This is a genomic window from Nodosilinea sp. LEGE 07088, assembly GCF_015207395.1.
Classification (GTDB): Bacteria; Cyanobacteriota; Cyanobacteriia; order Phormidesmidales; family Phormidesmidaceae; genus Nodosilinea.
In genome coordinates, this window is sequence record NZ_JADEWX010000062.1 from 1 (window position 1) to 14,480 (window position 14,480).

Below are 14,480 nucleotides of genomic sequence, written 5' to 3' on the forward strand. Positions count from 1 at the left end.
AGTTATGGACCGACTGGGCACTCCAACTGATAGCGCTCAAACCCCATAAACATCGCTATTTTCAGCGTGGTCTCTATGCTCTATCCCTGATGCAGCAAGCTCTTTAGGTACGTTGTCACCCGTTAAGCTTCATCTACGGGGCGATCGCTAATTCGACCGGCAAAGGGGGCCGTAATCACCGCCTTCGACAGGTCTACATCCACCGCCCGCAGGCTGGCCTCTAGCTGGTTCACCCGCGCCGCCTGGGCCGCAATCTGCTCGGGCCGAGTCCCGGCTAGCAGCTCGTCTAGCTCGCTCTGGGCCTGGGCCAAACGGTTCTCCAGGGCACCGGCCCCAAAGGTCTGCTGGTCGAGTTCTTCGCGGGAAATTGCGCCCCGGGCGTAGAGGTCGGCGCGGCGATCGCGCTGGGTTTTCGCCAGCGCCAGCTGCTGCTCCAGATCGCCCACCGCCGCCTGGGCCGCCGCGATCGACTGCTGGCGGGGGCCATTCTGCAGTTCGTTGAGCGTGGCCACGGCCTGGTCTCGCTGGGCCACCAGCTGCTGGCGCTGGGTTTCCAGGCTGCGGGTGTCAAGACGGGCCAGGGGCTGTCCGGCAGAGACGCGATCGCCCTCATCTACCAGCAGCGCCACCACCGTACCCCCCTGCTCAAACCCCAGGGCGCTGCTGCGCTGGGCCACCAGCTCCCCCGTGTACTGGCGCTCCACGGTATACGACTCTACGGGCGTCAGCGAGACCACCTCTACGGGCAGCGGGGGAGTCGCAAAGGGGGCTTCAGGCTGGCTAAACTGGCGCAGACCAACCCCCACCGCCAGGGGCACCGTGGCCAGGGGCACCAGCCACCAGCGCCGAAACCGCCGCCGCCAGCGGCGGGGCTTAGGGACAGAGCCATCGGGGTTGGCCGTGGGGCGCGGCGGAGTAGCAATCAAATCGGTCGGAGCGGGAGCGTCGGTCATGACGGCACCTTTAGCGAACGGAACAGACAGTCAGCGGCCCGGCCAAAAGCAGGGTCGGTGTGCTCTGCACAACCCAGCACTATGCAACCAGTAGGTATTCAACAAGTAGATATTCAAAATGTTGTGTACCCTGCCCAAAGGGTATACTCAAATTGTTGAGTATGTCAATGGTTTAAAAAACCTACCTATGGCTCTGTCCCACACAATTTTGGCGGTGCTCTCCCGCGAGCCCCTCAGCGGCTACGACATCGGCAAACGCTTTGAAGAGAGCGTCAGCTGCTACTGGCAAGCCAGCCAGCAGCAGATCTACCGTGAGCTGGGTAAGATGGAGCACCAGGGATGGGTTACCTATAAAACCTTGCCCCAGGCGGGCAAGCCTGACAAAAAAATCTACAGCATCACCGATGCTGGCAAGGCCGAGCTGACCCGCTGGTACGCCGAGCCCACCGAGCCCACCCCTATTCGCGAAGATTTGCTGGTCAAGGTGCTGGCGGCACCCTACGTATCGGTAGATATCTTGATTCAAGAACTACAGCGTCGCCGCCAGGTGCACCAGTCGAAATTGATCGACTATCAGGCCATGGCAGCGGTTCACCAAACCATGGCCAATCCACCTAAGGCCGAGCAGTTCCGCTATCTCACCCTGCGCCGAGGCATACGCTATGAGCAAGACTGGATCGACTGGTGCGACGAAGTCCTAGATGTTTTGAAACCCACCTAAACCCATACCCAACCTGCCACAAACCTGGGACAACAGCCAGTTCAACCCGGCCATGGGCGACTTTGCGGTGATGATGGCAAAAAAAGGCTGGATTGACGCCCAGCCGACTCCCAACCGAGCCACCGGCGCCTACTGCACCAGCTTTGCAGACCCCAAAGAGCCGCGCATTTTTATGACCTTTGAGGGCAGCATGAACAACGTGTTAACCCTGGCCCACGAGTTGGGCCACGCCTGGCACAACTGGGTGATGCAAGATCTGCCGCGCTACAAACTTTTTACCCCATGACCCTGGCCGAGACCGCCAGCATCTTTGGCGAAACCCTGGTGCGCGACGCCCTGTTTGAGCAGGCCAGCACCCCCGAGCAAACGCTCAAAATTGCCTGGGAAGAGGGGGCCGCCGCCGCCACCTTTTTGCTCAACATTCCCGCTCGGTTTACCTTTGAGCAAAAGCTAGTCGAGGCTCGCAAGCACGGCTTTATCATTGCCGACCGGCTCAAAACCATGATGCGCGACAGTTGGCAGCACTGATATGAAGACAGCCTGACCAGCTACGACGAGATGTTTTGGGCCAGCAAGCTCCACTTCTCGATCGCCCAGCTGGGGTTTTACAACTATCCCTACCTGTTTGGCTATTTATTTAGCCTCGGCATCTATGCCCAAAAAGACCGCTACGGCAGCGCGTTTAACGACCGCTATACCAATCTACTGCGCGATACCGGCAGCATGACCGCCGAGGAGGTGGTGCAGCACCACCTGCAGCAAGATATTTGCCAACCCGCATTTTGGCAGGCCAGTTTGGATATTGTCGATCGCGCCGTCAGCCGCTTAGAGAGTTTAGCTCTCTAGTGCTTGACCAAGTCAATAAGGGAACTGGCAGGGTAGCTCAACGTTTCTTTTACCCGGCAGTCCTGGCCTTCTTGCTCCTACTAATGGGGGGATACAACCAAGATTCAGCATTAATCCCAGAACCCTGTATGAAGTTTGACAATTTCGGCTTCAACCTCAGCAATCGGGCCCCAGACTTTAATATGCTTCTGGCTATGGTCAAACACATAGCGGCAGGGAATATCAAGGGTGGGGTTTTTGTCGCTACTCCCGGTGAGTTCCAGGAGGCGTTTTTCTGAAATGCCGTAGACCAATCTGCCAATGTTGGCCCAATATTGAGTGCCAGCGCACATCACACAGGGCTCAGCGGTTGTGTAGAGGGTACAACTCCATAGATATTCAGGCGTAAAGTTGGTAGTCGCCACCCGCGCCAAGGTAGCTTCGGCATGGTTCACAGGGTCGATATTGCCCTGCTCCAGCAGTATCGTTTCGTTATCGGGGGCGACTAAAAGGGCTCCAAACGGGTGGTTGCCGAGAGCAGTGGCCCGCTGTGCGATCGCGTTTGCCCGACGCAAATGCTTGACCATTTGCACTTTAGTTGGATCCACACCACCAGGGGTAGGTCGATCATCTGCCGTTGGATATGTCATGCCGAAACGTCATGTTGTTTACAGTTGTTTCCTATGTCTAGGGAAGGTGGCGGTCTAGGCATAACCCCAGGCCCACCGCCAATTGTCCCTTAATAATGGATCTGCCATGACGACCTTTCCCCGCACTCCACTTAGTGTGCCGCCGATGGAAAATGGCGATGCTCCAACTAAATACCTATCCGGTGTCCCTCCGCGACCGCCCAGTGGGCCGAGTTCGCGTTCCTGCTCGGGATATTTTTTTAGGTGGAATACGCTTAGTCTTCAGCGTCAAACCATCGCTCATCGAGCATATTGAAAAACCCCGCCTGTTGCAGGGCCAGAATATCTCGATTGATTTCCTCTAGCAGCGCCGCCTGACCCTCGCGCACGGCGATACCGTAGTCTTCCCGGTTGAGGCGATCGCCTGTGATCAAGATCTGGCGATTGCGCGCCACCTCATACTTCGCCGTCGGATAGTCGATCACGGCGGCGACAAAGTGGCGCTCTTCCAAACCCGCAAAGATCTCGTCGTAGGTGGTGAGTTCCACCAGGGTGACCGGCTTACCCCGCAGCAGGTCTGCCGCCGTGCTGCCGGTAATGGCTGCCACTGAGCGGCCATAGACATCGTCCAAACCCCGAATCGGCGAATTGGCCTGATAGGCACTACTCATGGAAGTAATAAAGTCGGCCAGGATAAAAAAACTGGCCCCCATCCAGATCACAGCAATGACGCGGCTCCAGAGTTTAGTCGGTGTCACATCGCCGTAGCCAAAGGTGCCCAAGGTCGCCAGGGCAAACCAAACCCCCTGGCCAATACCTGGGATGGGGCCATGTTTGAAGGAGGGGTTATGGCGGCGCTCGACCAGCCAAATCAAGCTGCCCACCACCAGGCAACCCATTAAAACACGGGCGATCGCAATCACGGTATAGATGTTGGCAAAATAGTTGGCATAGCGCAGCACCGGCAGCGCCGCGCGATCGAGGGTCACAATCTGCACGCCAGCCTGATAGACCGGGTAGGAAAAGTCGAGCCCGCTAGCTTCGCGCTCATTGGTAATTGAAATCCCGGCGATCGCCACATCCACCTCTTGCTGCCGCACCGCCTCCAGCAAATCGGGGGTGGTTTCATACAGGGTGTACTCGGTTCCGACCCCCATTCGCTCTGCGATCGCCTCCCACAAATCAACGCTGTAGCCATAGGGCATGGGCGAATCTTCCACAAAGATAAACGGGGTAATGGGCTTGACCCCGACCGTTAAGGTTTCTCCCTCCCCAAAGGGAATAGGGGCGTCAGGCGCGTCAGGGAGAGGGGTCGCCTCCGAGGCTTGGGCCATAGCCCTGGGCGAGTCAGGTACACCAATAGTGGTGACGACAGGTAGGGGAGATGCGATCGCCGCCAGGGTGGTTCCTACCACGAGCCCTGTGCCCAAGCGGCCGCTATATCGACTCAACCGGGTGAGGAGGAAATGTCCTGACATGGGTTTTCCTTACAGTTGCCAACACAATCCACCCGACTCATAGAGCCGTTATCAATGGCCCAATCGCTGTTCAATTTCAGCTTTTACCGCATCGGCATTGGCGGGTAGGTAAACAGCGGGGTTGGCGTACTGGCTGGTGACGTCTGCTAGCCTCGACTCGTGGTACCCAACCTTAAAGTCGGTGAATTTCAACCCATGGGCCGTGCTAATCACCACCGTCCGGTCGCTCGATTTGATCACGCCTCGCTTGAGCAGTTTGGTCAGCACGGCCAGCGCCACCCCGGTATGCGGGCAGGTGAACATGCCGGTCAAATCAGCGTGAGCTGCCGCCGCCGCCAATTCGTTTTCGGTGGCCTGCTCGACAATGCCGTCGGTGGCCACGATGGCTTTGATGGCTTTCTCGTAGCTGACCGGATTACCAATGCGGATGGCATTGGCTAAGGTGTCTTGGGCCCTGACGTTGATTTTTTCTTTGAACCCGGTCTTGAAGGATTCATAAAACGGGTTGGCCTTGGCCGCCTGGGCCGCGACTAGCCTGGGCATACGAGAAATCAACCCCAGATCCAGCATCAGCTGGAAACCTTTGTAGAGCGCACTGATATTGCCAAGGTTGCCAACGGGGATCACGATCCAGTCGGGCACTTGCCAATCAAACTGTTTCACGATTTCGATGCCGACGGTCTTTTGACCTTCGATCCGCAGACTGTTCATTGAATTAGCCAGGTAGATCGAATTGTCCTGGGTTACTTCTTTAACAATTTTCATGCAGCCATCAAAGTCGGTATCGAGGGCCAGCACATGGGCCCCGTTGGCCACCGGTTGAATCAGCTGCGCCGTACTGACTTTGCCCGCCGGCAAAAAGATGACCGCCGGAATGCCAGCATAGGCCGCATAGGCTGCCAGGGCGGCGCTGGTGTCACCAGTACTGGCACAGGCCACCGCTTTAACCGAGCTGCCCTGGGCCATCATTTGCTTGACCACGCTGACCAACACGGTCATGCCGAGGTCTTTGAAGCTGCCGGTGTGGCTGTTGCCGCAGAGTTTGAGCCACAAATCGGGAATGCCCAGCTGCTGCCCTAAGCGCTCGGCCCAAAACAGGTTGGTGTTGCCTTCAAACATGCTGACGATATTTTCGTCAGCCAGCGCTGGAATCACCCACTCGCGCATTCCCCATACGCCGCTACCGTAGGGCCATTTGGTGGTGCCGATGCGTGAGTCGAACAGCTGCTTCCATGCCGTCGCGCTGCGCTTTTTGAGCGGTTCGCGATCGTGGTGCACTTCCAACAGGCTGCCGCAGGAGGGGCAGGTGTAGATCACGTCAAAGAGCGAGTGCTTGGCGGAGCAGCCCGCAATGCAGCGAAAATAAACGGTCTGATGAGCGGTATGCCGTTCGGGCTCGATAGCTGACAACATGAGTGATTCTGGGTGGTAAGCTTTCTGACTATTATGCCGTTCAGGGCAAGTCAAAAGAAACTTTCTGCCTATACTTTAGGCGAGAAGCCAGGGGTGCTCATAGCGTAAATTCAATGGGCACGGTGATGTTCAGGCTGCCGATTGAGGTGGTGGGGACAGGTATACTGACAGGTCTGCGAAGGCGCGATCGCTCGTCCAATCCCGCCTGTCCCGCCAACCTATCGCTGCAACATCGCCCACACAAATCCCGCCCCGCGCCCCTGCCCTCGGGCCATTTTAATCCACAACAACGTCATGTGCTCCAGGTGCAGGGCCATATCCAGGTTGCCGGTATCGATAGGTTCCCAGCCGAGCTGCTGGCACAGGTCTGCCACCGTTGCTTTGGCGGCGGCATCGTTGCCTGCAATCAGCATGGCGGGTTTAAGGTTGCCATAGCCGGGGTAATGGCTGTCTTCAAAATTCTCGAAGCCATAGATGGTAAACGCTTTGACCACCTGGGTCTCGGGCACCAGAGCCTGAATCGTTTCGCTGCCGGAGGTCTGGCTCTGCAACCCGTGGGATAGGTTGGGGCCGACCGGGTTGGTGCAATCGACCAGCACCTTCCCAGCCAGGGCTGTTTTGAGCGGGGACAAGGCGGCGGCGATCGCCGCCAACGGCGTGGCCAAAAACACCACCTCAGCGGCGGCTACTGCCGGTAATGGTGCTTGTACCGCCAGGCTGGGGTTCCGCTCTAGCGCGGCCTGAACGGTTTGCGACTGAGGATCACGGGCGGCAATGGTGACGCTATGGCCGAGCTTTTGCAGCTGATCGGCTAGGGGGGCGCCGACATTGCCAACGCCAATAAAGGTCAGGTTCATTGATTAGTTCTCTACACCCAGGGCTTTGAGAACAAGCTTGGCGGTCTCGGCTCCAGAGTGTTGCTGTTGCCCGGTAATCAGATTGCCGTCTTCCACCGCAAAGGCGGTGAAGGGTGCCCCGGTGACAAAGTTGGCCCCCAGCTTTTTGGCCTCCTCTTCGATGCGAAAGGGCATGATTTTTTGCCCGACGGCCTGGTCGGCGTAGTCTTCTTCGCTGTTGGCAAAGCCGGTAATGGTTTTGCCTGCAATCAGATCGTCGCCATTCTCAAGTTTGGTTTCAAGCAGCAGGCAGGTGCCGTGGCAGAGGGCGGCGGTTGGCCGACCAGACTGGTAGAAGGTCATGAACAAGTCGGCCAACGCGGGGTCTTGACGAAAGGTAAACATCGGCCCCTGGCCACCGCAAACCACGATCGCATCAAACGCGGCGGGGTCGAGAGCGGCGATCGCAGGGGTATTTTCGAGCAGCGCCATAAACTCGGGCTGCTGAATATATTGCAGCGATAGGGTGTCATCTTTGGAATAGCCCGAGGCATCGCGGGGGTCGCTGAGGGCGTCAAACTCCACCTTGCCGCCCTTGGGGCTGGCGATGGTGACCTCGCAGCCAGCGTTGATAAAGGCATCGTAGGGATGAATCAGCTCTGCTGCCCAAAAGCCCACGGGCCAGCCCAGGGTAGTCGAAATGGCAGGGTTGGAGACAATCATCAAAATTGGTTGGGCCACGGTCATATCCTCATGGGTGACAAGGGGTGTCGGGCTGGCTAGCCGCTTCCCATCATAGGGGTGCTCAAGTATTCTTGGAATTGATAGTTTATATATGAATTATTCATTTCATGAATCTTGCTGGCTGGGATCTCAATCTGCTGGTGGTATTTGACGCGCTCATGGCCGAGCGCCACGTCACCCGCGCGGGCGATCGCATTGGGCTCAGCCAACCGGCAACCAGCAATGCCCTGGCCCGGCTGCGCAAGCTCACCAAAGACGAGCTGTTCATTCGCGCTGGGGGGGCTTTGCAGCCGACCCCGGTGGCGATCGCCCTGGCCCAGCAGATTCAGCCCGCGCTGCAGCAGATTGACCAAGCGCTGATGGCAGAACCGCCCTTTGACCCCGCCCAAAGCGATCGCGTCTTTGCGGTGGGTATGAGCGACTACACGTCGTTTGTGTTGCTGCCGCGACTGCTGCAGGCGATCGCCGTTGAAGCGCCTCAGGTTGCCATTCAGGTCAGGTCGGGGGAGCGGGCCAAACTATTAGGGCTGCTGGATGCGGGCGAGGTCGATGTGGTCTGCGGCGTATTCCCCAACCATGTGCCCTGGCACCATTGCCAACAGCTGTTTGCCGAACGGTTTGTGTGCGTGTGCCGCCAGGGTCATCCGTTTATGGGTGGCCAGGTGTCGCTGCAAGACTATGTGCGAGCCAGCCATCTGCTGGTTTCCATCGCCGAAGACCGGGTTGGGCGCATCGACCATCTGCTCAAGCAGCAAAAGCTCTCTCGCCACGTGGCGCTGTCGGTACCGCACATATTGGTGGCCCCCTTTGTGCTGGCCCAAACCGATTTAATTGCCACCCTTTCGGAACGGGTGGCCCGACGTTTTGCCCACACCCAGGCCCTCCAGATCCTACCGCTGCCGCTGCCGCTTAAGGGGTTTTCGGTCGTGATGAAATGGCACCAGAGCAGCCACGAGCAGGCCGATCAGGTATGGCTGCGATCGCGCCTTCAGGCCATCAGCGAAGCGTTATAGCGCAGGCTAATTTTTACCCACCCCGCCCTCCGGGCACCCCTCCCAAAAGGGGATATGGCCGACTTTTCTGCTGCATGGGATGCCATCGAACTGACGTTCTTACAGCTTTCCTAGCAGCGAACCCTGCGCCGCCCACTACTCTTGCACCACAACGGCTGTGCCCAGATCGGCCCAATTAAAGAACCACTCGGCATGGTCAACCGCCACATTCACACAGCCATGGCTCACGGGCGTACCAAAATTGTGGTGCCAGTAAGCGCCATGAATGGCGTACCCCCGGTAAAAATACATCGTCCAGGGCACATCGGGCACGTCGTAATCTGCGCCCCGCATTCTGGCCGTGCGATGCATGGACTGAATCTCAAACACCCCCATCACCGTGGGTGTGGAGGGTTTACCCGTCGAGACAATCACCGCATAGACCGGGGTATTGCCTTCCCAGGCGGTCAGCCGCTGGCTCGACAAATCGATCTGGAACCAGCGTTGATTCGACTGGCGTAAACTTGCCACCCGCGCCGCGATTTCTGCATTTGTCAGGGCCATGGCAGGCTCTATCGCTGGCGAGAAAAATAGCCCTGTACCGCTGATCAGCAAACTCAAAAAAGCACCTGCTCCAAAGCGTTTGAGCCAATGCTGTTGAGGGCTACGCATCACTCCACCTCAACTCTCTAGATACTAATGGCTTCAGTTCCTCTCGGCTCAAATCCCGATGGTGGTAATTATTCTTAAGGCTTGCAAAATGTTCTGGGGGAGGTTCCGTTGCTCAGGGCAGGTGTTGCGCAACGTTAACCAAAGGGGTGGTTTGGCAAACGCGCTGATTATCATGAAGCCCGGCGATTAGGGTGCCCCACCATGCCCAGCAACCAGTCCGGCTACTACCGCTCCTACCATTCATTGGTTTGAAGATGTGAGCTGCCATCCCACTCCCCTGGCTCCCAATAGCCGCTAAACTTACGCCGCAGTCTACCAGGTATCAGCTGCAGCCTTCTATGAATCCAATTTCAGATTAGGCATTTTGAGTTTCGAGCAGGGTCTTCTGCTTCGAGTAAATACCTTTCATATGCTTTTTAACCGTATTTGGAGTGATACAAAGCGCTACCGCGATCTGTTTATAGGTATAGTTAGCCCGATGGAGCAGCCAAATTTCTTTTTCGCGAGATGTCAACCCATACCTCTCAGACTCTTCGCTAACAATGTCTTTAATATATCGACACTGATCTCGAATATTTAATAACAGGCAAGATTGTTCTCTATCTTTTAATTTGAGCCAACGAGCCCGAATATGAAACACGACAGAAGTACCGGCGATAACTTTAGATTCGATTAGCCAATACTGATTAGGAAATAGCTGACGGCTGTCGATTAAGGTTTGACAAATATGCCACACCTCTTCCGGTATTTGATTGGCCGGTGACTGATCTTGGTTGAGCTGACGCAGAACGCGACGGGCACAATGATTGGCATAGATTAACTCCCTTGTGTCAGTCAGAAGCAACACGCCATCGATCAGGTCTTCAATAACTTCTTCAGGCAATGTCGTTTGTTCGCAGGTTTCTTGAAGAGCATGATGCTGAAGCGTTATGCGCGCGTTTCGTATTTTAAGAAAATCAGTTGTATTATCTATGGCTTGAACTGAAGTGATCATTAACCCATCTCCGAGGTGACAATCTCTAGCTTGAGCTATCTCAATTTATTTAGATTTAACCCAATCTATTTAAGTTTTGACTAAATCATTTTCTGCCGTCTTATTTCCGCCAACAAGTTCCGCTGGCAGGTTAGAAGTCTTAATTTTTGTGGGATATGTCGATACCTGAAAACGAACGCAGACAGGGTTTGCACTGAAACCATATACAGACTATACAGCGTCGTTTATGGCGATTCCGGTATTGGGCGATAAGCGAGGCCGGATAGATAGCGGTTCTGGGATGGATGAGGCACGTAAGTTCACGGCCACGCAAGCGTTACAGGGTGACACGCCGTACTTCACTCAGCTAAGAACTGATGTAAACCTGGCAAGAAATTTAGTCGGTGGAAAGAAGACAAAGTGTAATCATGCTACATGATTCCAACCGCAAACCCAGTAGAGCGCGTTTACTAACGCCCCCTACTGAATACCTATTTCATTGGAGCTCCATAACTGGGCACTTAAATCACCATCGCCAAAAGCCTCCAGATGTTGAGCAGCAGATGAATTTACAGAGATTTACAAAGCCTAGAAGGCCTGTATTTCATGGATTCGAAGCCTGTTCAAGGCAAATCTTTATAGAGCCTAATAGTAAGTTTTGTTTCGAAGGTAAGGTGAAGATCCTACGGGAACACGGGGGTACAATATCGAGGCTCAATCTAAATCCTATAGGGGAATAGGAGTGAGTAGCAGGTCTTGTTATAGAAATTCAACCTTGTGCCGAGTCAACATCCTCCCTCAGCCAGCGTTAATGGCTTAAGGGCATGGAAATTTAAACTTTAGATTAGTTAAACCACTACAGGGGCAAAAAGAGTACACAAATCGGGTACTGCACAACCAGCTTTCAGAACCCTCATTCAGTCAGCGTTAATGGCTTGAGGGCATGGAAATTCCAATTGCAGATTGGTTAAGCCCCTTACAGGGGCAAAAAGAGTACACAAGTCGGGTACTGCACAGTGAGTTTTTGCAGTGCAATACTGAATTTGGTTGAGGAGCCAAGCATGAATCAGCTAAAGCCAAAAGCTAATTTAGGCTTAGCCTGAACCAATCTCAAATCAAACTCAAGAACCCCCAATTAAGGATACTAGTGTTATGTCTAACGAAATGGATGCAATGGCTGCGATCGCTAAGCAGGGTTTTCGCCCAGGAAATGTTCCTGCGGGGCAAACTGCGGAAGTTAAGGACACCGAAACTCGCAGTCGTTCAATTGTCGGTCAAGTTACCTTCGATCTGACTGACTTAGAGGTTCGAGGTCTCGGCAGCAATCCCGCCGATCCGTCTAACTCCCCCTTCATCGTCGCCGAAGATGAAGAATATGAGCTCTCGGTGAACGTTACGTTTAATCGTTCTCCCCTGACCGAACTGTTGATGTGTTTGGGCACCCGCATCATCATTGACTTCGGGCTGGAAGGCTATGGCCGGAAAGCTCCAGAGGTTGATGTTCAGGCCACTCTTGTCACCCGAAAAGGACAATATGACTATCATTTAGTCCACCGAGCAGTCGCTCGACGGGATGGCTTGAAGCCTGGACTTTATGAGATCGGCGCTGTGGCTACAGTTGGGCCGGTTGAGAATGAATGCACGACCAAGATTTGGGGCCATGGCTACATCAAAGAAGTCCTGCTAGAGGTCTATCCTGCTAATCAGGACTAGGATTTAGCCGTGCCAAATTCAGTGTAGTGCTGAGCGTAGCGATCGCCTGGTGCCCTTCAGGTGGTCAGAGACCTGGTAGGACTTTGCGCCTACCAGGTTACTATTCAAAACGAGGAGCCAGGATGATGGGATCACCCACCCATGAACCAAATGATCATCACAATAACCTCAGCGATTTAACCCAGATTCGCGGGATTGGCGTTGTCAGAAAGCGTTGGCTGAATTCGCTGGGTATTCATACGATCACCGATCTGGCCCAGGCGTCAGCCAGTGGCATTGAGGCCCAGGCCAAGCTGGATGGGCGCACCATGTCCCCCGACGAGCTGAAAGACTGGATCGCTCAAGCCCAAGTTCGCCATGCTGAGGCGTCCCTAGAACAACCAGAATCGTCCCGGGGGAACGACGCGATCGCCTCCGTCAGCGATTTGCCCCAGCGGGTTCAAGAGCGAACAGATGCGGCGGATATCTCAGATTTGAGCCCTTGGGAGTCATTCGCGTCATTCAAAGTGGACTGCCAGATCCGTCGAGTGAACGGGCAAACGGAAAAACGATTCGTCGCCCATCACCTGGAAACCGATGAAACTGAGAGCTGGGATAGCGCTGAAACTGGCCTAATGCAGCAGTGGCTGCGCGATCGCATAGAGGCAGCGCTGTCGTCGTTACCAGCGGCAGATCCGGCCATGTCAACCCCAATTGAGGCCGAAATCACCCGGCTCCGGGTGTTGCAGCCTGACCACATGAGCCTGCCTCTAGTGGCTGACAAAAACATCCCCATCTTCTCAGAGGCACTGCACACGACCGATCCGTTTGCCCTGGAAGTGTCAATGCAGTTTCCTGGTCTAGCCGAGGCCTATCCAGGCAAACAGGTGGCTTATCACGTGCAGTGTTTCGCGCGCAATCTGGCGACAGGAATAACAGACAGTCTGGGGGAGGTGACCGCCCAGGTTTGCGCCTCCAACGACTCTGTCTATAACGTTCTACTGCCGTCACTACGACTACTACAGGCCGGTTCCTACCGCCTGAAGGTCTTAGCCACCCTGCAACAGGCCCCCGCAGCATCAGGCCGGTTCAAGGTGCCATTGCTCCAAGTTATCTAAGGCTTACAGTCATGAGCAGCTTCAACTGGGAGAGGTTCCTGAAACGATGGAGTCAGGAAATTATCGACGCGATCGGCCCCGATTCGGCAGACTTGCCCCCTGGGGTCCTGAAATCCGGCTGGTTGGGTTATGCGGGGGCAACCGAGAAGCAGCTTTCTCGCGCTGAAGCCCGCCTGGAGCGGTCTTTGCCGCCCTCCTATCGAGCGTTCTTAAAAGTCACCAATGGCTGGCGGCAGACGCCTCTTTTCAGCAACACACTGTGGTCGATTGAAGACGTTGAGTGGTTTGCGGTCAGACATCAGGCCTGGATTAATGCCTTTTTGGAACAAGCCGAGCCGCATTCTCCCGTGACGGCTAACGCCAAAGCGCCGACGCCATCCGTGTCGGATGCGGACTACTTCATCTACGGCGATGCACAGGATTGCAGCCAACTCCGCCTTGACTATCTACAAACCACTTTAGAGATTAGTCAGCCCAGCGATGGCGCGATTTATCTGCTCAATCCCCAGGTTGTCACACCGGATGGCGAGTGGGAAGCCTGGTTTTTCGGGGACTGGCTGCCAGGGGCCGATCGCTACCCTTCGTTCCAAATCATGATGCAGGCAGAATACGAAAACTTTCTAGAGCTGAGAGACACCCCCGATGGCCCAGCTTTCTCAGCCATCACCCCAGAGCCCGTCACCCCAGAACCAGAAGAAACCAACCCTTCGCCCACGGTAATAGAAGCCACCGCATCCCTATCGGTTGTCTCACCCGAGCCAGATGAGTTAGATGAGTTAGCGATCGACGGGAGTTCCGCCTTGATGCCGCCCCTGATACCGCCCTTAACCGAAGCATGGCATGACTGGGCCTCCTTCACCGTTGAGTTCCAGGCTTGCCGTGACCAACAGCGCAGCACGGCGCACCATCGAGAAACCGGTGCCGCTGAAACCTGGTCAGATATCGACCCTGGAGCCGTTCAAGCTTGGATGTTCCAGCAGCTGAAAGCAACCCCTGACCAATCTACGTCAGAAACACCAGTCGCGTTAGACATCACCCAGCTTCGGGTGCTGCGCTCTCGGCCAGTCGATTCCCCCATGGTCGCCGATCGAGCCCAGCCCCTCTTCCCAGGCACGATTCAGAGCGGGGAGCCATTCATCCTGGAAGTCTCTATGAATGTAGTAGGCGAAGCCAGGGCTAGCCTGGCAGAACAACAGCTTGTCTATCGAGCCCAGTGCGTTGCCCACCATCTGTCGACTCAATTAGATACCAAGCTGGGAGACATCACCCTACACATGGCGGGGCGCAACGACCCGCCGTATACAGCCCAATTCCCTGAGGCCCGGTTACTACAGCCGGGTCTGTATCGCCTCAAGGTATGGGTCACTCTGCAGAATGTTTCTGCTTCACCAGGCTACTTCAAAGTGCCCGTGCTTCAAGTCGTTTAGCGTTAAT

General features: G+C 55.5%; 13 protein-coding genes and 1 pseudogene. 6 read left to right on the forward strand and 8 right to left on the reverse strand.

Going from position 1 to position 14,480, the window contains the following annotated elements:
• Window positions 1–122: 122 nt before the first annotated feature.
• Complete coding sequence (locus IQ254_RS15015; protein WP_193966971.1) at window positions 123–953, reverse strand: HlyD family secretion protein; 831 nt, start codon at window positions 951–953, stop codon at window positions 123–125.
• A 187-nt stretch (window positions 954–1,140) separates the two neighbouring features.
• Between IQ254_RS15015 and IQ254_RS15020 the strand changes: the two genes are divergently transcribed.
• A complete protein-coding gene (locus tag IQ254_RS15020) occupies window positions 1,141–1,674 on the forward strand; it encodes a PadR family transcriptional regulator (RefSeq protein ID WP_193966972.1) in 534 nt (177 codons plus the stop codon).
• Window positions 1,675–1,708: 34 nt separating this feature from the next.
• Window positions 1,709–2,520, forward strand: a pseudogene (locus tag IQ254_RS33685) (M3 family metallopeptidase); the annotation flags it as partial.
• A 110-nt stretch (window positions 2,521–2,630) separates the two neighbouring features.
• Here IQ254_RS33685 and IQ254_RS15030 read toward each other — a convergent pair.
• From IQ254_RS15030 to IQ254_RS15050, 5 genes are all read right to left on the reverse strand, one after another.
• Window positions 2,631–3,149, reverse strand: a complete 519-nt coding sequence (locus IQ254_RS15030; RefSeq protein WP_193966973.1) for a nucleoside deaminase — start codon at window positions 3,147–3,149, stop codon at window positions 2,631–2,633.
• A gap of 254 nt (window positions 3,150–3,403) precedes the next feature.
• On the reverse strand, window positions 3,404–4,606 hold the full coding sequence (locus IQ254_RS15035; RefSeq protein ID WP_193966974.1) for a transporter substrate-binding domain-containing protein: 1,203 nt from the start codon (window positions 4,604–4,606) through the stop codon (window positions 3,404–3,406).
• Between the two features lie 51 nt (window positions 4,607–4,657).
• Window positions 4,658–6,019, reverse strand: coding sequence for a threonine synthase (thrC, locus tag IQ254_RS15040; protein WP_193966975.1), 1,362 nt, complete (start codon window positions 6,017–6,019; stop codon window positions 4,658–4,660).
• A gap of 218 nt (window positions 6,020–6,237) precedes the next feature.
• Window positions 6,238–6,876 (reverse strand): NADPH-dependent F420 reductase, encoded by a 639-nt coding sequence (locus IQ254_RS15045; RefSeq protein ID WP_193966976.1) that lies wholly within the window; start codon window positions 6,874–6,876, stop codon window positions 6,238–6,240.
• Between the two features lie 3 nt (window positions 6,877–6,879).
• Window positions 6,880–7,602: a type 1 glutamine amidotransferase domain-containing protein gene (locus IQ254_RS15050; RefSeq protein ID WP_228040748.1), complete on the reverse strand. Its 723-nt coding sequence runs from the start codon at window positions 7,600–7,602 to the stop codon at window positions 6,880–6,882.
• Window positions 7,603–7,706: 104 nt separating this feature from the next.
• Between IQ254_RS15050 and IQ254_RS15055 the strand changes: the two genes are divergently transcribed.
• Complete coding sequence (locus tag IQ254_RS15055; RefSeq protein WP_193966977.1) at window positions 7,707–8,612, forward strand: LysR family transcriptional regulator; 906 nt, start codon at window positions 7,707–7,709, stop codon at window positions 8,610–8,612.
• A 135-nt stretch (window positions 8,613–8,747) separates the two neighbouring features.
• On the opposite strand, the gene IQ254_RS15060 is transcribed toward IQ254_RS15055, so the two are convergent.
• Both IQ254_RS15060 and IQ254_RS15065 read right to left on the reverse strand, forming a co-directional pair.
• The gene (locus IQ254_RS15060; RefSeq protein WP_193966978.1) at window positions 8,748–9,263 is read right to left on the reverse strand and encodes a L,D-transpeptidase; all 516 of its coding nucleotides are present in this window, start codon (window positions 9,261–9,263) and stop codon (window positions 8,748–8,750) included.
• 355 nt (window positions 9,264–9,618) lie between these two features.
• Window positions 9,619–10,257: a LuxR C-terminal-related transcriptional regulator gene (locus IQ254_RS15065; protein WP_193966979.1), complete on the reverse strand. Its 639-nt coding sequence runs from the start codon at window positions 10,255–10,257 to the stop codon at window positions 9,619–9,621.
• Between the two features lie 1,131 nt (window positions 10,258–11,388).
• Here IQ254_RS15065 and IQ254_RS15070 point away from each other — a divergent pair.
• The 3 genes from IQ254_RS15070 to IQ254_RS15080 all read left to right on the forward strand — a co-directional run bounded on the left by IQ254_RS15070 (window position 11,389) and on the right by IQ254_RS15080 (window position 14,473).
• Complete coding sequence (locus IQ254_RS15070; RefSeq protein WP_193966980.1) at window positions 11,389–11,949, forward strand: hypothetical protein; 561 nt, start codon at window positions 11,389–11,391, stop codon at window positions 11,947–11,949.
• A gap of 122 nt (window positions 11,950–12,071) precedes the next feature.
• Window positions 12,072–13,046, forward strand: coding sequence for a hypothetical protein (locus tag IQ254_RS15075; RefSeq protein WP_193966981.1), 975 nt, complete (start codon window positions 12,072–12,074; stop codon window positions 13,044–13,046).
• A gap of 11 nt (window positions 13,047–13,057) precedes the next feature.
• On the forward strand, window positions 13,058–14,473 hold the full coding sequence (locus IQ254_RS15080; RefSeq protein ID WP_193966982.1) for an SMI1/KNR4 family protein: 1,416 nt from the start codon (window positions 13,058–13,060) through the stop codon (window positions 14,471–14,473).
• Window positions 14,474–14,480 lie beyond the last annotated feature (7 nt).

Coding starts and splice junctions, on each gene's coding strand:
- IQ254_RS15015 (WP_193966971.1), bottom strand. CDS start 953: ATGACCGACGCTCCCGCTCCGACCGATTTGATTGCTACTCCGCCGCGC.
- IQ254_RS15075 (WP_193966981.1), top strand. CDS start 12,072: ATGATGGGATCACCCACCCATGAACCAAATGATCATCACAATAACCTC.
- IQ254_RS15035 (WP_193966974.1), bottom strand. CDS start 4,606: ATGTCAGGACATTTCCTCCTCACCCGGTTGAGTCGATATAGCGGCCGC.
- IQ254_RS15045 (WP_193966976.1), bottom strand. CDS start 6,876: ATGAACCTGACCTTTATTGGCGTTGGCAATGTCGGCGCCCCCCTAGCC.
- IQ254_RS15080 (WP_193966982.1), top strand. CDS start 13,058: ATGAGCAGCTTCAACTGGGAGAGGTTCCTGAAACGATGGAGTCAGGAA.
- thrC (WP_193966975.1), bottom strand. CDS start 6,019: ATGTTGTCAGCTATCGAGCCCGAACGGCATACCGCTCATCAGACCGTT.
- IQ254_RS15030 (WP_193966973.1), bottom strand. CDS start 3,149: ATGACATATCCAACGGCAGATGATCGACCTACCCCTGGTGGTGTGGAT.
- IQ254_RS15020 (WP_193966972.1), top strand. CDS start 1,141: ATGGCTCTGTCCCACACAATTTTGGCGGTGCTCTCCCGCGAGCCCCTC.
- IQ254_RS15050 (WP_228040748.1), bottom strand. CDS start 7,602: ATGACCGTGGCCCAACCAATTTTGATGATTGTCTCCAACCCTGCCATT.
- IQ254_RS15065 (WP_193966979.1), bottom strand. CDS start 10,257: ATGATCACTTCAGTTCAAGCCATAGATAATACAACTGATTTTCTTAAA.
- IQ254_RS15070 (WP_193966980.1), top strand. CDS start 11,389: ATGTCTAACGAAATGGATGCAATGGCTGCGATCGCTAAGCAGGGTTTT.
- IQ254_RS15060 (WP_193966978.1), bottom strand. CDS start 9,263: ATGCGTAGCCCTCAACAGCATTGGCTCAAACGCTTTGGAGCAGGTGCT.
- IQ254_RS15055 (WP_193966977.1), top strand. CDS start 7,707: ATGAATCTTGCTGGCTGGGATCTCAATCTGCTGGTGGTATTTGACGCG.